General features: G+C 36.1%; 17 protein-coding genes and 1 other annotated feature. All 17 genes read right to left on the bottom strand.

The genetic code is table 11. From position 1 onward, the window contains the following. Positions 1-40: 40 nt before the first annotated feature. A complete protein-coding gene (locus J3U50_RS03480) occupies positions 41-508 on the bottom strand; it encodes a CinA family protein (RefSeq protein ID WP_054608060.1) in 468 nt (155 codons plus the stop codon). A 44-nt stretch (positions 509-552) separates the two neighbouring features. Beyond that, a complete protein-coding gene (gene pgsA, locus J3U50_RS03485) occupies positions 553-1,140 on the bottom strand; it encodes a CDP-diacylglycerol--glycerol-3-phosphate 3-phosphatidyltransferase (RefSeq protein ID WP_034532136.1) in 588 nt (195 codons plus the stop codon). 47 nt (positions 1,141-1,187) lie between these two features. Next, complete coding sequence (locus J3U50_RS03490) at positions 1,188-2,042, bottom strand: RodZ domain-containing protein (RefSeq protein WP_054608059.1); 855 nt, start codon at positions 2,040-2,042, stop codon at positions 1,188-1,190. Between the two features lie 78 nt (positions 2,043-2,120). Beyond that, positions 2,121-3,377: a pitrilysin family protein gene (locus tag J3U50_RS03495; RefSeq protein ID WP_054608058.1), complete on the bottom strand. Its 1,257-nt coding sequence runs from the start codon at positions 3,375-3,377 to the stop codon at positions 2,121-2,123. Beyond that, positions 3,367-4,641 carry a pitrilysin family protein gene (locus J3U50_RS03500; RefSeq protein ID WP_301945566.1) on the bottom strand — a complete coding sequence of 425 codons (1,275 nt, stop codon included), beginning with the start codon at positions 4,639-4,641 and terminating at the stop codon, positions 3,367-3,369. The genes J3U50_RS03495 and J3U50_RS03500 overlap by 11 nt, the downstream gene beginning before the upstream one ends. A gap of 20 nt (positions 4,642-4,661) precedes the next feature. After that, positions 4,662-5,525, bottom strand: a complete 864-nt coding sequence (locus J3U50_RS03505; RefSeq protein WP_053791652.1) for an amino acid ABC transporter substrate-binding protein — start codon at positions 5,523-5,525, stop codon at positions 4,662-4,664. 3 nt (positions 5,526-5,528) lie between these two features. Beyond that, entirely contained in the window at positions 5,529-6,167 is a 639-nt protein-coding gene (locus J3U50_RS03510) for an amino acid ABC transporter ATP-binding protein (RefSeq protein ID WP_301945567.1), read from the bottom strand. Positions 6,168-6,178: 11 nt separating this feature from the next. Further along, a complete protein-coding gene (locus J3U50_RS03515) occupies positions 6,179-6,817 on the bottom strand; it encodes an amino acid ABC transporter permease (RefSeq protein WP_034534329.1) in 639 nt (212 codons plus the stop codon). A 318-nt stretch (positions 6,818-7,135) separates the two neighbouring features. After that, on the bottom strand, positions 7,136-7,939 hold the full coding sequence (minD, locus tag J3U50_RS03520) for a septum site-determining protein MinD (RefSeq protein WP_301945568.1): 804 nt from the start codon (positions 7,937-7,939) through the stop codon (positions 7,136-7,138). Further along, positions 7,939-8,610 (bottom strand): septum site-determining protein MinC, encoded by a 672-nt coding sequence (locus J3U50_RS03525; RefSeq protein WP_034534333.1) that lies wholly within the window; start codon positions 8,608-8,610, stop codon positions 7,939-7,941. Before J3U50_RS03525 ends, minD begins: the two co-directional genes overlap by 1 nt. A gap of 33 nt (positions 8,611-8,643) precedes the next feature. Continuing rightward, positions 8,644-9,162: a rod shape-determining protein MreD gene (mreD, locus tag J3U50_RS03530; protein WP_301945569.1), complete on the bottom strand. Its 519-nt coding sequence runs from the start codon at positions 9,160-9,162 to the stop codon at positions 8,644-8,646. A gap of 11 nt (positions 9,163-9,173) precedes the next feature. Continuing rightward, positions 9,174-10,025 carry a rod shape-determining protein MreC gene (gene mreC / locus J3U50_RS03535; RefSeq protein WP_054608053.1) on the bottom strand — a complete coding sequence of 284 codons (852 nt, stop codon included), beginning with the start codon at positions 10,023-10,025 and terminating at the stop codon, positions 9,174-9,176. A gap of 57 nt (positions 10,026-10,082) precedes the next feature. Beyond that, positions 10,083-11,087, bottom strand: coding sequence for a rod shape-determining protein (locus J3U50_RS03540; protein WP_034532118.1), 1,005 nt, complete (start codon positions 11,085-11,087; stop codon positions 10,083-10,085). A gap of 166 nt (positions 11,088-11,253) precedes the next feature. Beyond that, the gene (locus J3U50_RS03545) at positions 11,254-12,573 is read right to left on the bottom strand and encodes a folylpolyglutamate synthase/dihydrofolate synthase family protein (RefSeq protein ID WP_081006879.1); all 1,320 of its coding nucleotides are present in this window, start codon (positions 12,571-12,573) and stop codon (positions 11,254-11,256) included. Positions 12,574-12,625: 52 nt separating this feature from the next. Next, positions 12,626-15,286 carry a valine--tRNA ligase gene (locus tag J3U50_RS03550; RefSeq protein ID WP_053791648.1) on the bottom strand — a complete coding sequence of 887 codons (2,661 nt, stop codon included), beginning with the start codon at positions 15,284-15,286 and terminating at the stop codon, positions 12,626-12,628. Positions 15,287-15,323: 37 nt separating this feature from the next. After that, positions 15,324-15,539: a binding site (T-box leader), on the bottom strand. Between the two features lie 45 nt (positions 15,540-15,584). After that, entirely contained in the window at positions 15,585-16,082 is a 498-nt protein-coding gene (locus J3U50_RS03555; RefSeq protein WP_301945570.1) for a peroxiredoxin, read from the bottom strand. Positions 16,083-16,195: 113 nt separating this feature from the next. Further along, a complete protein-coding gene (gene thiI / locus J3U50_RS03560; protein WP_034532110.1) occupies positions 16,196-17,413 on the bottom strand; it encodes a tRNA uracil 4-sulfurtransferase ThiI in 1,218 nt (405 codons plus the stop codon). Positions 17,414-17,423 lie beyond the last annotated feature (10 nt).

The following is a 17,423-nucleotide window of genomic DNA, read 5'->3' on the forward strand; positions in this document are numbered from 1 at the left end:
CTCATTAAAAAAGCAAGTAAAAACAGAACAAAAGTTCGCATTATTTAGAATACTCATTTTCAATCATTTTCAATGCAGCTTGTACTGACTGTTCACGCACTTCTTGACGTGATCCACTAAAATGAAATTCTTTTGCAAATTGATTTTCCTTGTAATCTAATCCGATAAATACAGTTCCCGCTGGTTGTCCTTCCAAACTATCAGGACCAGCAACACCTGTAAATGATACCCCTACGTCTACATTCATAATTTGTTTGGATTGCTTAGCCATCCAAATCGCCACTTGTTCAGAAACAACACCATATTCATCAATTACTTCCATTGGAATTGATAATAGCTTGGCCTTTGCTTCATTTGAATAAGTAACAAATCCACCATAGAAGATAGCAGAAACACCGGGGACTCCACCAATAGTGGATTGAAACATCCCTGCCGTTAAACTTTCTGCTCCGGTTATGGTGATTTTATCGTCAATAAGCTTGTTAACAATAGATGTATCAATTTGCATACATAATCCGACCTTTCTTATATATATACGATAATTAAATCGATTTACTTGAAAGAATCTGCAAAAATGAAACGACTCTTCCAGAAGTATTCAACACCTGAGTAAACAGTGAAGAATAAGCAGATGTAAAGTAATAATGTACCAAAACCAATGGTTGTAAATGGAATGAATAAGAAATCATTCAATAGTAATAAGATAATGGCAATCATTTGACTGAATGTCTTAATCTTACCAGGCCATGCAGCTGCAATTACTTGGCCATCGTTTTCAACAACGATTAATCTTAGACCAGTAACGGCTAGTTCACGACATACGATTACAGCTGCAACCCATGCTGGAACAAAGCCAAATGAAACTAGGATAATGAATGCTGACATAACAATCATTTTGTCTGCTAATGGATCAGCAAATTTACCGAAGTTAGTAACTAAATGTTGTCTTCTGGCAATTTGTCCATCTAAAAAGTCTGTAATACATGCAGCAGCAAAAACGATTGCTGCAACGATTCTGGTTACTTGGATACTTGTACCTAACCAGATAACTGTTCCCATGTTAATGTCACATGAAAGCAAAATAATGAATAATGGAATCATTATTATTCTAATTAATGTAAGTTTGTTTGGTAAATTCATAATTTCCTCCATAGAAATAAAAAAGGGCTTTAACAAAGCCCTCTTTTTTATTTACTAAATTCTAATGTAATTTGTGTAGTTAAAGGTGTGCTCTTGTCGTATTTCAATTCAGTACCATTAACCAAGATCTTAGCACCTTGGGTGTTACCTAGTGAAATGTTAACACTCTTAGTGTCAGCTGGAAGCTTAACATCCTTCTTATCACCACTGTTTTGTGAACCTTGGAATAGAGTCTTGTTATCAGCCATGATTGATGACCATGCTCTACCAGTAGCCTTTAAAGTAACAGTGTTTTCTTTTTGACCAGTTACATTATACTTAGTAGCGCTAACTTCCTTAATGGTAGTCTTAGTGTCAGTGGACTTCTTATCTTCTTTCTTCTTGTCATCAGCTTTGCTGCTTGATGAACTTGATTCTGAAGAACCAGTAACTGAAACAGAACTGCTACTAATGCTAGTTTGAGAAGAACTATTAGTATGTACAACGACTGCCCAAATACCGCAAACAACTACTAGAATTGCAACGATAATTCCGATGGTTGGAATAACCTTACGGAATGAGTCTTTTCTTTGTTCACGACTACGACTAGCTACACGGCTATTAACGTCATCCTTTGATACTTCATCAGCGTATTCTTCGCTTTGAGTATCAGGTAGACTATCGTCATGTTCATTCAATAGTTCAATACCGTTAACGCCAACAGTGTCAGCGAATTGCTTAATAAACGCGCGAACGTAAAAATCACCAGGAAGTTCAGCAAAGTTCCCCTGTTCGATTGCTTCAAGGTAATGTTTTTGGATTTTGGTAATCTTTTGAATATCGTCAATGGACATTCCCTTGGCGACACGTGCTTCGTGTAGTGATTTACCAATTTCTACTTGTTTTCCATTGTTATTTTGCATAGGTATTACTCCACTTATTTATTATTTTACATCTACAGTATATCATAATTAGCTATATTATCTAGACATCTAAACTAATTAATTTTTAGGAAAAATCTTGTTTTTCACTATCATGTCAGGTTTTAAAAATAATTTTCCATAACGAATTAAATCATCTAATTCTAATTGTTTAATCATTTCAATTTCATCATAGATATTTTCAAAATCATGATCTTCATCTGACATGTTATTTGCAATTGCTTCAATGGAATTCATCATTGAAACATGTTGACCAATTTCTTCTTTTTTAATTAATTCAAACTCATCAGATTTATCTGAAATATAGTCGGCAAAGTTAACCAATACATCTGAAATTCTATCAATGAACTCATCAATCTTTTCAGTTTCACCCGCTAATACCGCAAAGTTAAACTGATCTTCGCAATCGAAGTCAAAACCAAATGAGTCATCGATAATTCCATCGTTATACATCTTTTCATAAATCTCAGAACCTTCTGATAACAGAAGTTGTAGCAATAGTGAAATGGATAGTTCATATTTAATATCACCATTGTATTTAGAATCACCTTTAATTCCTAAAGCCACTTTAGGACGGTTTACATCCATATAATGGGTGGTTTCCCTCACAATTTCAGAAGATTGAATTGTCGTTCTTTTGACATCTTTAGGTTCGTTAAAACTCTTTTTACTTTGGTTATCGCTAACCCACTTAAAGATATCTTCAGGAACAACGTTTCCAACAACTGTAAGTTGCATGTTTTGAGGTTGATAGAAGTAATTATAAGAGTCATACAAGTCTTGCTTGGTAATCTTATAGATTGAATCCTCTGTGCCGGCAATATCAACATTCAATGGCGTATCTGGGAACATGTTTTGAACTGTCTTGAAGAATAAAACAGCTCCTGGTTCATCATCATACATACTAATTTCTTGGCCAATGATGCCCTTTTCTTTTTCTACCTTTGCGTCACTAAAGTAAGGTTCTTGCACGAAATCCAATAACTCAGTTAGGTTTTCATGAACATTATCAGTGGTTGAAAATAGGTAACTTGTTTTATTAAAACTAGTAAATGCATTAGAGCCTGCACCATATTTAGAGAAAACATCCATAGCATCATAATCTTTTTTATCGAACATCTTATGTTCTAGAAAATGGGCAATTCCTGCTGGATAAGTCTTTCCATTAATGTTGGTATCGATAGATCCATATCGTACGGAAAGCGTAGCATAAGTCTTTTGGTAGCCCTTCTTGGGAACAACTACCACAGACAACCCATTATCCATCTTTTCAATATATACTTTTTCATTAAACTTACGATACTCTTTAATTTGCATCATCAATCCTCCCATCTAAGAAGAAAATTGAATTCAATTCGACCTTTTTAGCAACCTCAGCAATTTGGTCGATTGTCACATCATTAACCCGTTGTTTCCATTCATCAAATGATAGAGCTCGGTTCAACAATCCATTAACGAATTGTTGTTCCATGTTTTGACGAGGACTGTCCAAAACAGCTTTTTTGGCGTTAATCATTTCAGCCTTAATACTGTTTAAAACATCGATGTCGACATTTCCATTAGCGATATCGTTTAATTGTTCCCTAACAATCGCTAAGACCTTATCCTTATTGCTGTAATTGATACCAGTGCTTACCATTACAAACCCATTGATAGAATTGTATGAACTACTTGCACTGTATGCCAAACTGTTCTTTTCTCTCACATTTTTGAATAGTTTAGATTGTGGTGTCCCACCAAAAATAGCATTGAACAATACCGCTGCCATCGCTTCTTTATTATTGTAGAAAATCGGCAAACGGTAACCTAAATTCAAACAACTTTGTGATGATTGAATCTTCTTATCGACCATTTCAACATCATCATTCATCTTAAATGAAGTTAGTGGTGCTAATTCATATTCTACACTTCGATTTAACAATTTAAATTGATCAAACAAGTTATAAATTCTTTCTTCCTCAACATCCCCGATAACAGAAATCTTGATATTATCGTTATTTAAAACGTTTGAATAGTATTCATATTCATTTTGACTATCTATTATGTCATAGTCATTTGGTGTTCCAAATATAAAAGAACCACGGTTTAGGTAGTCCTTGTAAAATAATTTCTTCAATTGAATTGAAGCATAGTACTGTTTGTCATCTGCCACTGATTCAACATACTTTTTCATGTTGTTTCTTTGTAAGGTAAACGTGTCTTTATCAAATTGGCCATCAGTAGCCAATGGCTTGAATACTACACTATGAATAAAACTAACAGCCTGTTGTAATAAATCATCTTTTGCATCCACAAATTTTGGATTTGGGATACTCAAGTTAATTCTTAGAACTGACAAATTACCATATCTCAAAACGTTGGTTCCAAAACTGGCTCCATACATTGATGATAAGTATCTTGCTAATTTGGATTGCGTTGGATAATCTTGATTACTAATTTCCATCAATTCTGCAAGTACTGCTCGTTTAGCAAAATTTTCTGGAATAGCCTCGCTAACTAGATCAAAAGTAAATGAAATTGTTTTGAATTTATCTTCTAAAATAACATTTAAGTCTACTCCATTAGCTAATTTCTTATGCAACAAAACCCCACCTCTAGTTCTTATTTCGTATTATTTGTTAATTTCATTAATGGTGAGTTGTAGTTCTTACCGAACCACTTCTTACAAATCTTTTCTAATTCACCATTCTTTGCTAGCTTCTTGAATGCAGCATTAATCTTAGCTTGCATTGTCTTATCACCTTTGCGGATTCCGACACCAAATTCTTCTGGTGGGAATTTACCTCTAACGACCTTGTACATGTCAGGGTTAGGTTGGTGTGCAATGTAATAGTTTGCATATGTGCTATCAATTAACAATCCACTAATTCTACCATGATTCAAGTCAATAAATGCATTAGTAAATGAATTGTATAGAATTGGTGATTGGTTTTTAATATATTGTTTCAATAATTTTGGTTGATCGTCAATATCATTTAGACCAGCTGAACCATTTTGGGCACCTAAATACTTGCCCTTCATATCACTAAATTTATTAATGTGAGATGATTTCAAAGTAACTAGTTCTTGGTCGTTTGCCAAGTAAGGCTTACTGAAGTTAACAACAGCTTGTCGTTCGGGAGTAATTGTGAAACCATTCCAAATTAAATCAATGGTGGTATTTCTCAACTCGGTTACGTTCATTGACCAATCGATAGGTTGAAAGACTGGCTTAATACCATATTGTTTAAACACAGCCTTGGCTAAGTCGACATCAAAGCCGACGATTTTACCGCTTTGGTTTTCAAACCCCATCGGAACGAAGGTAACATCTAGACCAATGGTAACTTGCTTGTTCTTTTCAATGCGGCTCCATGTATCTTGATGATCTGCTTTTTGTGTAACAGATTCACAACCAGATAGCATGATAACGGCCATCAAACAAACACTAATAATTCCAACCATTTTTAAAACTTTGGTCTTCATAGACTACCCCTCCTCTTTAAATGGTCTAACTTCCTTTACCTTGTCAGCAACTTGTTTTGCAAATGCCACATCGTGGGTAACCACAAGTTGTGTGATATTTTGTTTCTTTAAATCTAAAATAATCTTTCCAACTTCTTCACTTAACTTAGGATCCAATGCAGATGTTGGTTCATCGTAGCAAATAATCTTTGGGTGCATTGCCAAAGTTCTAACAATTGCCACACGTTGTTTTTGTCCACCAGATAATTGGTATGGGTAAAGTGATTCCTTACCAGTTAAATCTAGCTTGTCGATTAATTCTTGTGCTTCTTTTAATGCTTCTTCTTTTGACTTTTTTAACACTAATTGTGGTGCCAAGATGATGTTTTCAATGACAGTCAAGTTTGGGAATAACCCAAAGTCTTGGAATACTACCCCAATAACTGATTTTGAATCATCAGTTGGATCAATTTCTTCGCCATCCAAGAAGAACTTACCTGAATCGGCTTTTTCCAAACCAGTGATACATCTTAATAGTGTTGTCTTACCAGCACCGGAAGGACCAACAATACTTAGGATTTCGTTATCAGCAACATCTAGGTTCATGTCCTTGATGATGGTTTTACCTTGAAAACTCTTATTTAAACTTTTCACTTGAAACATGTTAATCCCTCCTATCTCCAGTAATCAAAACGTTGTTCGATTTTTCTTAGTACCAATGTTAATACCGCTGTTAGTACTAAGTAGAATACAGCAACTAAAATTAATGGAACTAATGTAACGTCACGTGCTGTTGCAATATTTCCAGCTTGTAATAAGTCACCAATACCAATTACGTATACTAATGATGAATCCTTAACTAGGTTAATTACTTCGTTTCCGATTGAAGGTAACACAATTTTGAAAACTTGCGGAATGACAATCTTACGAAGAGTTTGCCAACGAGTTAAGCGTAGCATCTTAGCACTTTCGAATTGGTTCTTTGGAATGGATTGAAAACCACCTCTAAAGATTTCAGCAAAGTAAGCTGCATAATTTAAAACAAAGGCGATAACAGCTGCTTCAAATCTTGGGAATACAATTCCGATAATTGGTAAACCATAAAAAATAAAAATCAATTGTAATAATAGCGGAGTTCCACGCATGATCCAGACATAAAATTCAAAGATTGCTTTGATAATATTTTTTCCGGTTAATGCTAGGGAAACTAAAATTCCTAATGGGATTGATAAAACGATTGTTAATGCGAAAATCTCTAATGTGGTTACTACCCCAGAAAATAGTGAAGGTAATATTTCTAAAATATATTGCATTAATTATTCCTCCTTTGATAAAAAAAACGCCCTTTTAGCAATATGCTAAAAGGACGTTGAAAACGTGGTGCCACCTAATTTCCTATTCTGCTCGCGCAAAATAGCTCAGTGAGTCTATTGACTCGCAGATAACGGCTGCACCGGTTTATTCCTAATTACGTTCAGAATAACAACTCACAGATGTGAACACCTGCTGTAATTACCTAGCTTTCACCTGTTACTAGGATCTCTGTGAATTACATACAAATGCATTTCTGCTCAAAGTCTTTTAATAATTAATAAAATAACTTAATTTCAATCGTAAGTCAATAATAAAGTTTAGTTACGTTTAAATAAATGCTTAAACTTATCCCATGCACTTTCCTTTTTGACATCAATCTTCATCAATGGAACTGTTTCACCTTCAAGTCTTCTAGCTACGTTTCTGTAACCTTGGGCTGTTGGGTTGTCTGGGTTCATAACAATTGATTCACCGTTATTTGAGGTACTAATAACCTTGTCATCATCTAAGATGATACCTAATAAATCAATTCCTAAATGGGTAGTGATTTCATCAACATCCATATAGTTGTTATCTTGCATCAATGATTTTCTGATACGATTAATGATTAATTTTGGTGTTTCTTGAAGTGGATGTTGTTCTAATAAACCAATTACTCGATCGGCATCACGAACGGCTGAAATTTCTGGAGTGGTAACAACGATTGCACCATCAGCACCAGAAACGGCGTTAATGAAACCTTGTTCGATTCCGGCTGGACAGTCAATAAAGACATAGTCAAAATCTGGTTTTAATTCATCAACAATGCTCTTTACTTGTTCTTCGTTTAGAGCTGTCTTATCAGTATTTTGGGCTGCAGGTAATAGATATAATAAGTCATCAAAACGCTTATCTTTCACCATTGCTTGAACTAGCTTTACTCTACCAGTTGCAACATCTACGATATCGTACATAACACGATTATCTAGACCCATAACAACATCTAGGTTTCTTAGACCAATATCTAAGTCAATCAAACACACTCTTTTTCCCATCATTGCTAACGCAATTCCAATATTAGCACTTGAAGTTGTCTTTCCAACTCCACCTTTACCTGATGTAATTACAATGGCTTTTCCCATTATTCAATACCTCCAATTCGATTAAAGAACTTCGGATTAATCTCTTTTAGATTCTTTATTTTACCATAACTTAGCACGTGTAGGTCGTTTACATATACTACTGTCTTTTCAGAATCCTCAATTGGACGATCCGCTACAATATCGTATTGTTCTCCTACACGAACTTGTTGTGCTGTATGTAAATTACCGATGATTAACTTACTTTCGTCATCAGGAAAACCTGCTTGAACAATTCCTTCGATAACTCCCATATTAAACACATTACCAGTGGCAATTAACTTTCCACCTTCATGAATCTTACCAAAGAATAAAACATCACCATCGACGTTTACTTCTTGACCATTTCTAATCACTCTGCTCATCACTTCAACATTGTTTTGTGCCATGATTTTAGCAGATTCTTCCTTGGTAATAACATTGGATAAAAAGTTATCGATAACTAGATTTTCGTAGTCATCAACTAACTTAATGATATCATTTTTATCTTCTTCTGACATCAATCTGTTACCCATCTGAACATTCAAATGTAATTGGTCTTTGCCTTTTTCACTTTCTTCGCCAAGGCCTTCTAGTAGTTGTTTCAAATCGACTAGAATTTCTCTCACACTAGCTGTTTCTTTTAGGATTAACTCATATCCGTCTTTGGTTCCTTTAAGTACTACAGATTGCATTTATAGATACTCCCTCTTATCTCTTTTATTACTCTACTCAATTCGATCAAATAATACCCCGATTGGCACGTACAAAATTAAGAATAACACTGAGTTAAACAATACAGTTGGAATCACTGCATGAATTAAAAAGTACCCAGCTGCCATGTTAGTAGCATTCATTAAACGATTTAATCCATAAGCCAAAACATTTATTAGTGCAATGTTAAACGCAAATGAAAATAACCCGGTCACAATGTTCATTGGTAAGAAACGATATAGCTTTCTACCGATGATGATTGCTAGTGGAAAGACAATTACGTACACCCCTAATATACCGGTATAGAACAAATCAAACAATAATCCGGCAATTGCTGCCCATATTTCAACGTGTTCGTTTGTTCGATTAATGAAGTACATACCAAAGAATAACCATGCAAATGTAATGCTTGGGACTAGCATATATTTTCCATATAGAAGGTGACTAAAAATTAATGAAATTGATCCATCCAAGAACAAAGAAATGAACAATCCAATTATGAAAACATATCTAATTGGTTGGTGTTCTCTCATCCTAATCACCCCTATGATGTTTTATCTACAACTGTAACAACTTCTAGATCATTCATGTTTGCTGGAGTTTGAATGTACAACTTAGTAGCAGTTCCATAATCATCAGTTGTTACCTTTGCAACTTTACCTACGTAAATACCCTTTGGTGTAATTCCACCAAGACCATTTGTAGATACTTTGTCATTTACCTTAATCTTTACCTTGGTATTTAAATGACCAACGATTAATTGACCAGTCTTTCTGTCATAACCGTTAATAATTCCGTTAACAGTTTCACCATTTGAATTGGTAGCTTCAACCGGGAACTTGTTGTCAGAATCAACAGTGTTAGAAATTAATTCTACTTTACTGTTACTGTTATTAACTTCGATGACACGTCCGATTAATCCTTTAGCGCCAAGAACGGACATATTCTTCTTAACCCCAGCAGATGAACCCTTGTTAATAACAAATTGGTCGTTCCATGCTGATGGAGTTCTAACTAAAGCTTCAGCAACAATTGGATTGTAATCAGCTAAACCACTTTTAATTTTAAGTTCACGTTTTAGTTGATCATTTTCGCTTTGAATAGCTTGGTCTCTAACCTTGGTTGCTGTAATTGTTTCTACTTGTGCTTTTAGCTTTTGATTTTCTTTGTATGTGTTAATTAGATTGTTTACAGTTTCTCCGGCATGTCTAACTGAGTTTGCAGGAACAGCAACAGTCCAACTAGCAATTCCAACCACGTCATTTCCAAAACGTTGGATAAACGGTGGCATTGATTTGTTATTTCTGGTTGAAACAGAAACGGAAATGAAACCTAAACAAATAATAAAAATCAAAATGGCAGTTAACCACTTTCGATTGGAGAAAAACTTACGCATTTTTCAATCCTCCGAACTAGTAAATAAGCGGGAAGATAACCTCCCCGCTTATTTAATCTATTTTCTCTTCATAATATCAATGCTCTTTAATGATTCACCAGTTCCGATTGCAACACAATCTAGCGGGTTCTTAGCGATTGAAACTGGAACCTTAGTAGCTTCTGAAATAACTTGTGGTAAGTTCTTCAATAAAGCACCACCACCAGTTAAGACAATACCGTGATCGATAACATCGGCAGAGATTTCTGGAGATGTTTCTTCAAGGGTTTCCTTAACAGTTCCAATGATTTCTTGAATTGGTTCTGAAATAGCGTTTGCTACGTCTTCAGCAGTAATTTCCACACTCTTTGGTAAACCAGTTAGTAGGTATCTACCACGAATAGTAACGTTTTCGATATCTTTAGCACCTTCAATTGAAGCTGAACCGATATCCCATTTTAGCTTTTCAGCAGTTCTTTCACCGATTAGTAGGTTGTACTTCTTTCTGATGTAAGCGGCAATTGCGTCGTTTAGACGGTCACCGGCTACACGAAGTGATCTACTTGATACGATACCACCTAATGAGATAGTAGCAACATCAGTAGTACCACCACCAATATCAACAACCATGCTACCAGTTGGGTCCATGATTGGTAGACCTGCACCAATGGCAGCTGCAAAAGGTTCTTCAATTACGTAAGCATCCTTTGCACCAGCAACACGAGTTGCATCGATTACGGCTCTCTTTTCAACAGCAGTAATACCACTTGGTACACAGACCATAACGTAAGGCTTACCTGAAGCATGTCCTACAGTCTTGTTAATGTAGTATTTTAGCATTGTAACAGTAGTTTCGTAGTCAGCAATTACCCCATCTTTCATAGGTCTAATTGCAGAAATACTAGCAGGAGTACGACCAATCATATCTCTTGCTTCTTGTCCAACTGCAACGATTTCTCCAGTTTTTGTATTCTTAGCAACAACTGAAGGTTCTCTTAACACAATTTCTTTACCATCAACGTAAACAATTGTGTTGGCAGTTCCTAAATCAATTCCAATATTTTTAGTTCCAAATCCAAACACAGTTTTTCATCCCTTCATAATTACATTTGGCTGGCTATTTTTAATTTCACCTTTTTTTGCATACTTTCTTAGTATACCATAGTTATTTTTTAATTTTTAATAACACTCTCTAGTGTATACGATTTTGCAACATTTATCATTAAAGAATTTAAAATTTAACAATTTTTTATTCTAATTTGAATAATTTTCGCACATCTGAGATGAAATATAGCGATCCAGTGATTAAAATCATGTCATCTTCTGACATTTCACCAGCAGTTTGAGCAATTGCTTGCTTCCAATCATCAATAACAGACACTGGATTTTTAGCCTTAATCTGACCGCTTATCTCATCTACATCGACACTTTGTCTTGAACCGTAAGCCTCAAACTTAGTTAATACTAAATGAACATTCTTAATACTACCTAAAATATTCAACATATCCATGTAATCTTTATCGGCTAAGATACCGATAATGATGTAAATTTCGTTTAAAGCAAAGTCCTTGATTAATAATTTCTTGATTTCGTTAACGGCATCGATATTGTGGGCACCATCTAGGACGACTAGTGGTTGATCATTAACTCTTTCAAAACGACCTGGCCAGGTTGTCTTAGCAATTCCACTAATAATTGCTGAACTATTTACTTCTTTACCCTTATCTTGTTGATGTAAAACATATGCCTTAATCGCACATGCCGCGTTGTGTGGTTGGTAAAAGCCTAACAAGCTGGTCTTGATGTTTCGGACCAAGTTATCATCATCTTCATAATCAAATGATTGTTGCCATTTGTTGCTCATGACTGGTTTAGAAGTATTAAATTCACTGCCGTAAGCATATAATGGTGCATCAAGTTCTGAAGCCTTATTTTTGAACACTTCCATCGCGTCGTCATCGACCTTACCAATTACAACCGGACGGTTTTCTTTAATAATTCCCGCTTTTTGACTGGCAATCTTTGGAATCGTATCACCTAACAACTTCATGTGATCCATCCCAATTGTTGTAATCACTGAGACAGTTGGTTCAAACACGTTGGTAGAGTCCAAAATACCGCCAATTCCGACTTCCACAATCACAACATCAACTGGATGCTTGGCAAAGTATAAAAACATCATAGCGGTGATGATTTCAAACTCAGTTGGACCACCGCCTTCAATAGTCTCATCCATTTCTTCAGCAATTGGTTTAATCTTTTCCACTAATTCAACCAACTCAGCATCTGAAATTGGATTGCCATCCACACTAATGCGTTCGTTGAACTTAATTAAAAATGGTGATGTAAACGTTCCAACAGTTTTATGGTCTGCTTGGAAGATATTTCTAAGGTAGGCTACCGTAGACCCCTTCCCGTTGGTTCCAGCGACATGAATAGCATTAATGTCTTTTTGTGGGTTACCTAAACGGTTCAAAAGGTCCTTGATAATGTCTAAGCTTGGATGCTTTTTAAATTTATATCTACCATGGATAAAACTAAGCGCTGTTTCATAATCCATCTTTGTCATCCCTTCAAAAAAGAGCCGGGACAATATCGCCCGACTCTTTAATTAATCTAAATTACTTTTGACTCTTAATTTCTTCTAGTCGTTGCTTTGCAGCATCTAACTTAGATTGGTTATCAGCTTGCTTTTCTTTTTCAGCGTTAACAACTTGTTCTGGAGCATTGTCAACGAACTTCTTGTTAGCAAGTTTCTTTTCGGCACGTTGTACCTCAAATGTGTAGTTTTCAATTTCTTTTTCGATTCTAGCGATTTCTTCGTCTAAATCAACTAGTTCGGCTAAAGGAATACTAATTTCTGCATCAGTCATGATTCCAGTCATAGCTAACTTAGGAGCTACAACATCTGAACCAATTGATAATTCCTTTGGATGACAGAAACGATCGATGTAATGCTTGTTTTCTTCGAAGATGTTCTTCAAGTCATCATTATCAGTCTTAATCAATAGGTCGATTGATGATGACATTGGAGCATTAGCTTGTGATCTGATATTTCTAACTACCTTAATCAATTCGATTAATGCAGCCATGTCTTTTTCTGCCTTAGCATCCTTGAATTCGTCATGGTTAACTGGGTATGGAGCAACCACGATTGATTCACCTTCATGAGGCATTGTTAACCAAATCTTTTCAGTAACAAATGGCATCATTGGGTGCATTAGTTTCAAAATCTTGTCTAATGTGTAAGCTAGGATGTTTCTAGTGTTATTCTTAGCCTTTTCATCGTCACCAGTTAGAGTTTCTTTACTCATTTCGATGTACCAGTCACAGAAGTCATTCCAAATGAAGTCGTATAATGCACGGCCAGCTTCACCAAAGTTGTACTTTTCAAAGTGATCAGTAACTTGGTTTACCACGCTGTTTAACTTACTTAGAATCCACTTGTCTGCTAAGTTCCATTCAGATGAATCAGGTAATTCTGGTTTTTCCATGTCGCCTAGGTTCATGATTACGTAACGACTAGCGTTCCATAACTTGTTAATGAAGTTCCATGCAGCTTCAATCTTTTCGTAACTGAAACGAACGTCTTGTCCAGCTGTATTACCAGTAGCTAAGAACCAACGCAATGCGTCAACCCCGTACTTATCGATAACATCCATTGGATCAATACCATTACCAAGTGATTTACTCATCTTACGGCCTTGTGCATCACGCATTAGTCCGTGAAGTAAAACATCCTTGAATGGACGACGGTCTGTAAATGTTAGACTTTGGAAAATCATTCTTGATACCCAGAAGAAGATAATGTCGTAACCAGTAACTAAAGTATTAGTTGGGAAGTAACGTTTGAAGTCTTCTGAGTTTTCATCAGGCCAACCTAGAGTTGAGAATGGCCATAATGCAGATGAGAACCAAGTATCTAGAACGTCAGGATCTTGTTCCCAGTTTTCAGCATCCTTAGGAGCTTCCATTCCAACGTACATTTCGCCTGTTTGCTTGTTGTACCATGCTGGAATTCTGTGACCCCACCATAATTGTCTTGAAATAACCCAGTCATGAATGTTATCCATCCATTGAGTAAATGTGTTTTCAAAACGTTCTGGCACGAAGTTAACCTTATCATCAGTTGATTGGTTCTTAACTGCGCGGTCAGCTAGTGGTTGCATCTTAACGAACCATTGAGTTGAAAGTCTTGATTCAACTTGAACACCGGTTCTTTCTGAGTGACCAACTGAGTGAACAATTGGGTCAATCTTTAGCATGTAACCTTGGTCTTCTAGATCAGCAACCATTGCTTTTCTAGCATCAAAACGATCCATACCAACGTACTTACCGGCATTTTCGTTCATAGTTGCGTCACCATTCATAGTGTTAATACGTTTTAAGTCATGTCTGTTACCAACCTTGAAGTCATTAGGGTCATGGGCTGGAGTAATCTTAACCATACCAGTACCGAATTCAGGGTCTACATATTGGTCAGCAATGATTGGGATTTCTCTTTGTACTAGAGGAACCATAATCTTCTTACCAACGATGTCTTTGTATCTTTCATCACTTGGGTTAACAGCTACGGCAACATCCCCAAACATAGTTTCAGGACGTGTAGTGGCAATTTCAATGTAATCTTTACCATCAAAAGTAGTCCCGTCTACAAATGGGTACTTAACATGGTAGAAAGCACCTTTATCATCTTTATGAATAACTTCGATATCTGATAAAGCAGTTTGTGCTTGTGGATCCCAGTTGATAATGTATTCACCACGGTAAATTAAACCTTGGTTGTATAAATCAACGAAGACTTTACGAACAGCTTCTGATAAACCATCGTCTAAAGTGAAACGTTCACGTGAGTAATCAAGTGAAAGTCCCATCTTAGCCCATTGTTTCTTGATAGTTGCTGCGTATTCATCTTTCCATTCCCAAACTTTGTCAACAAACTTTTCACGACCTAGATCGTAACGAGAAACGCCTTGGTCTCTTAACTTAGCTTCAACCTTAGCTTGAGTAGCGATACCAGCATGGTCCATACCAGGAACCCATAGGGTATCGTATCCTAACATTCTCTTTTGTCTGATTAACATGTCTTGTAAGGTTGTATCCCATGCATGTCCTAAGTGAAGCTTACCAGTAACATTTGGTGGTGGTAAAACGATTGAATAAGGTTTTGCCTTCTTGTCACCACTTGGTTTGAAAACGTCTTGTTCTAGCCATTTTTCATAACGACCTGATTCAACGGCGTCATGGTCATACTTTGTAGACATTTCAGTTTCTTTTGCCATAGTCCATCCCTCCAGTAAATAAAAAGAGCACTCCATCCAATAGGACGAAGTGCTCGCGGTACCACCTAATTTAAAGCATTAAAAAAATACTTTCTCTTAATCCAATTAACGATGGCCCGTTCATATCTAAATTATCAATATCAATATGAATGCTCACAAGCTACCTTCGTTTTGATAACGGAAAGATGTCTCACCTAATCATCTTTTCTCTGATACTCATCACCAAAACTACTCTCTTGATCTTCACATTTGTAATCTATATTGATTATATTAGACAATTTTTGGAAAATCGTCAACTCTATTTGTTTAATTTTTCAACAACTGCTAGAGCTTCTTTGAAATCTGGTTGTGAACCAATTTCTTCTACGACTTGACGGTAAACAATTTCACCATTTGCATCGATGGCAAAAACCATACGTGCTAATGCGTCAATTTCCTTAACGTAAGTACCTGATTGGTTACCAAAGTCTGTGTCAGCATCTGATAATAAATGCATGCTTTCAACACCCTTAGCTGCACACCAATCTTTTTGTTCTTCAACAGAGTTCTTTGAAATCGTGTAGAATTCAACATTTTCATACTTGTCAGCGTTTCTGTTGAACTTCTTAGCTTCTAGACTACATACCCTTGAGTTAACGTCTGGAACAGTTAAAATCAATGCTGGCTTACCGATTAAATCCTTGTTAGTGAATTCGTTGTTGTTAGCATCTAGGACTTTGAAATCTGGTAGAGCTTGTCCCTTATCCATTGGTTCTTTAATTGTTTCTACTGGTTTGTCTAAAAATTTTAATTGCATGTTATAAATCTCCTTAATTGGTAGTTGCTAGTTATTTAAAATACAACTTACACGATTGATTTGCAAGCAAAAAGAAAAGAGACCATCAATAAAGATGATCTCTTTTTTATAGATTATAGTAATTCAGCGAAAACATCTTCTTGAGCATTCAAGAATTCTTCCCCTGGTTTAATGTCGATAATCTTAACTTTGTCTAATGAACGTTGCATTAATCCTTCAACATCAATTAACTTTTCACATGCTCTAGTCTTTTCTAGATCAGGCTTAGTCTTTGGTGCAGGAGGAGTAAAGACTGTACAACAGTCTTCAAATGGCATAATTGATAGATCGTAGGTATCAATTCTTTCAGCAATCTTAATGATTTCTGTCTTATCCATTGAAAGTAATGGTTTCAATACCGGAACAGTAGTTACGTCATTGATTGCCATCATACTTTCAAGAGTTTGTGATGCAACTTGACCTAGTGATTCACCAGTGAAGACACCCTTACAGTGTCTGTCTAATGTCAACTTAGCGGCCAATCTTAACATCATACGACGTTGAATAGTCATTAAGTATCCTTCAGGAACCTTTTCCTTAATTTCTTCTTGAATTTCGGTAAATGGAACTTGAATGAATTGAATGTTACCACCAAAACGAGTTAACTTAGCAGCTAATTCTTTTGCCTTAGCTAATGCTTGTTCACTTGTGTATGGAGGACTGTAGAAGTGAACCATATCTAACTTCACTCCACGTTTCATTCCCATGTATGCTGCAACCGGTGAATCAATTCCACCAGAAAGCATCATAGTAGCACGTCCACCAGTACCAACAGGTAATCCACCGGCACCGTCAATGGTTTCACTTGATAAGAAGATACCGTTCATACGAACTTCAACTCTTAACTTGATGTCAGGGTTCTTCATTTGAACCTTGATACCATCAACGTTGCTCAAGATGTATCCACCTAGAGCATCGTTAATGTCGTGAGTGTCCATTGGGAAATGCTTGTCTTGTCGACGAGTGTCAATCTTAAAGGTCATACCGTCTTTGAATTGGGCTTTAACCATTTCAACGGCGGTTTCTTTAACCTTATCGATGTCCTTTTCTACCTTGATTGAAGGAGAAAAGTTTTCAATTCCAAAAACATCCTTTAAACGTTCGATAACTTTATCTGAGTCATCACCGTTCAAAGTAACGTGCAAACGATCTCGCTTAGCACTTACCTTTAGGTTTTCGAAATCATGCAACACTCTGTCAACGTTCTTGCCTAGTTGCTTAATGAAGTCTTTACGGTTCTTACCCTTTGTGGATAATTCACCGTATCTGACCATTATTTCAGTATATTGCATTCACGAATTT

The organism is Lactobacillus sp. B3795 (genome assembly GCF_026535805.1).
Classification (GTDB): domain Bacteria; phylum Bacillota; class Bacilli; order Lactobacillales; family Lactobacillaceae; genus Apilactobacillus; species Apilactobacillus kunkeei_C.

What these genes read in the sequence shown, in the direction of transcription:
- minD (WP_301945568.1), bottom strand. Translation starts at nt 7,939, where the DNA reads ATGGGAAAAGCCATTGTAATTACATCAGGTAAAGGTGGAGTTGGAAAG.
- mreC (WP_054608053.1), bottom strand. Translation starts at nt 10,025, where the DNA reads ATGCGTAAGTTTTTCTCCAATCGAAAGTGGTTAACTGCCATTTTGATT.
- mreD (WP_301945569.1), bottom strand. Translation starts at nt 9,162, where the DNA reads ATGAGAGAACACCAACCAATTAGATATGTTTTCATAATTGGATTGTTC.
- J3U50_RS03495 (WP_054608058.1), bottom strand. Translation starts at nt 3,377, where the DNA reads ATGCAAATTAAAGAGTATCGTAAGTTTAATGAAAAAGTATATATTGAA.
- thiI (WP_034532110.1), bottom strand. Translation starts at nt 17,413, where the DNA reads ATGCAATATACTGAAATAATGGTCAGATACGGTGAATTATCCACAAAG.
- J3U50_RS03545 (WP_081006879.1), bottom strand. Translation starts at nt 12,573, where the DNA reads ATGACAAAGATGGATTATGAAACAGCGCTTAGTTTTATCCATGGTAGA.
- J3U50_RS03525 (WP_034534333.1), bottom strand. Translation starts at nt 8,610, where the DNA reads ATGCAATCTGTAGTACTTAAAGGAACCAAAGACGGATATGAGTTAATC.
- J3U50_RS03550 (WP_053791648.1), bottom strand. Translation starts at nt 15,286, where the DNA reads ATGGCAAAAGAAACTGAAATGTCTACAAAGTATGACCATGACGCCGTT.
- pgsA (WP_034532136.1), bottom strand. Translation starts at nt 1,140, where the DNA reads ATGAATTTACCAAACAAACTTACATTAATTAGAATAATAATGATTCCA.
- J3U50_RS03490 (WP_054608059.1), bottom strand. Translation starts at nt 2,042, where the DNA reads ATGCAAAATAACAATGGAAAACAAGTAGAAATTGGTAAATCACTACAC.
- J3U50_RS03480 (WP_054608060.1), bottom strand. Translation starts at nt 508, where the DNA reads ATGCAAATTGATACATCTATTGTTAACAAGCTTATTGACGATAAAATC.
- J3U50_RS03515 (WP_034534329.1), bottom strand. Translation starts at nt 6,817, where the DNA reads ATGCAATATATTTTAGAAATATTACCTTCACTATTTTCTGGGGTAGTA.
- J3U50_RS03555 (WP_301945570.1), bottom strand. Translation starts at nt 16,082, where the DNA reads ATGCAATTAAAATTTTTAGACAAACCAGTAGAAACAATTAAAGAACCA.
- J3U50_RS03510 (WP_301945567.1), bottom strand. Translation starts at nt 6,167, where the DNA reads ATGTTTCAAGTGAAAAGTTTAAATAAGAGTTTTCAAGGTAAAACCATC.
- J3U50_RS03505 (WP_053791652.1), bottom strand. Translation starts at nt 5,525, where the DNA reads ATGAAGACCAAAGTTTTAAAAATGGTTGGAATTATTAGTGTTTGTTTG.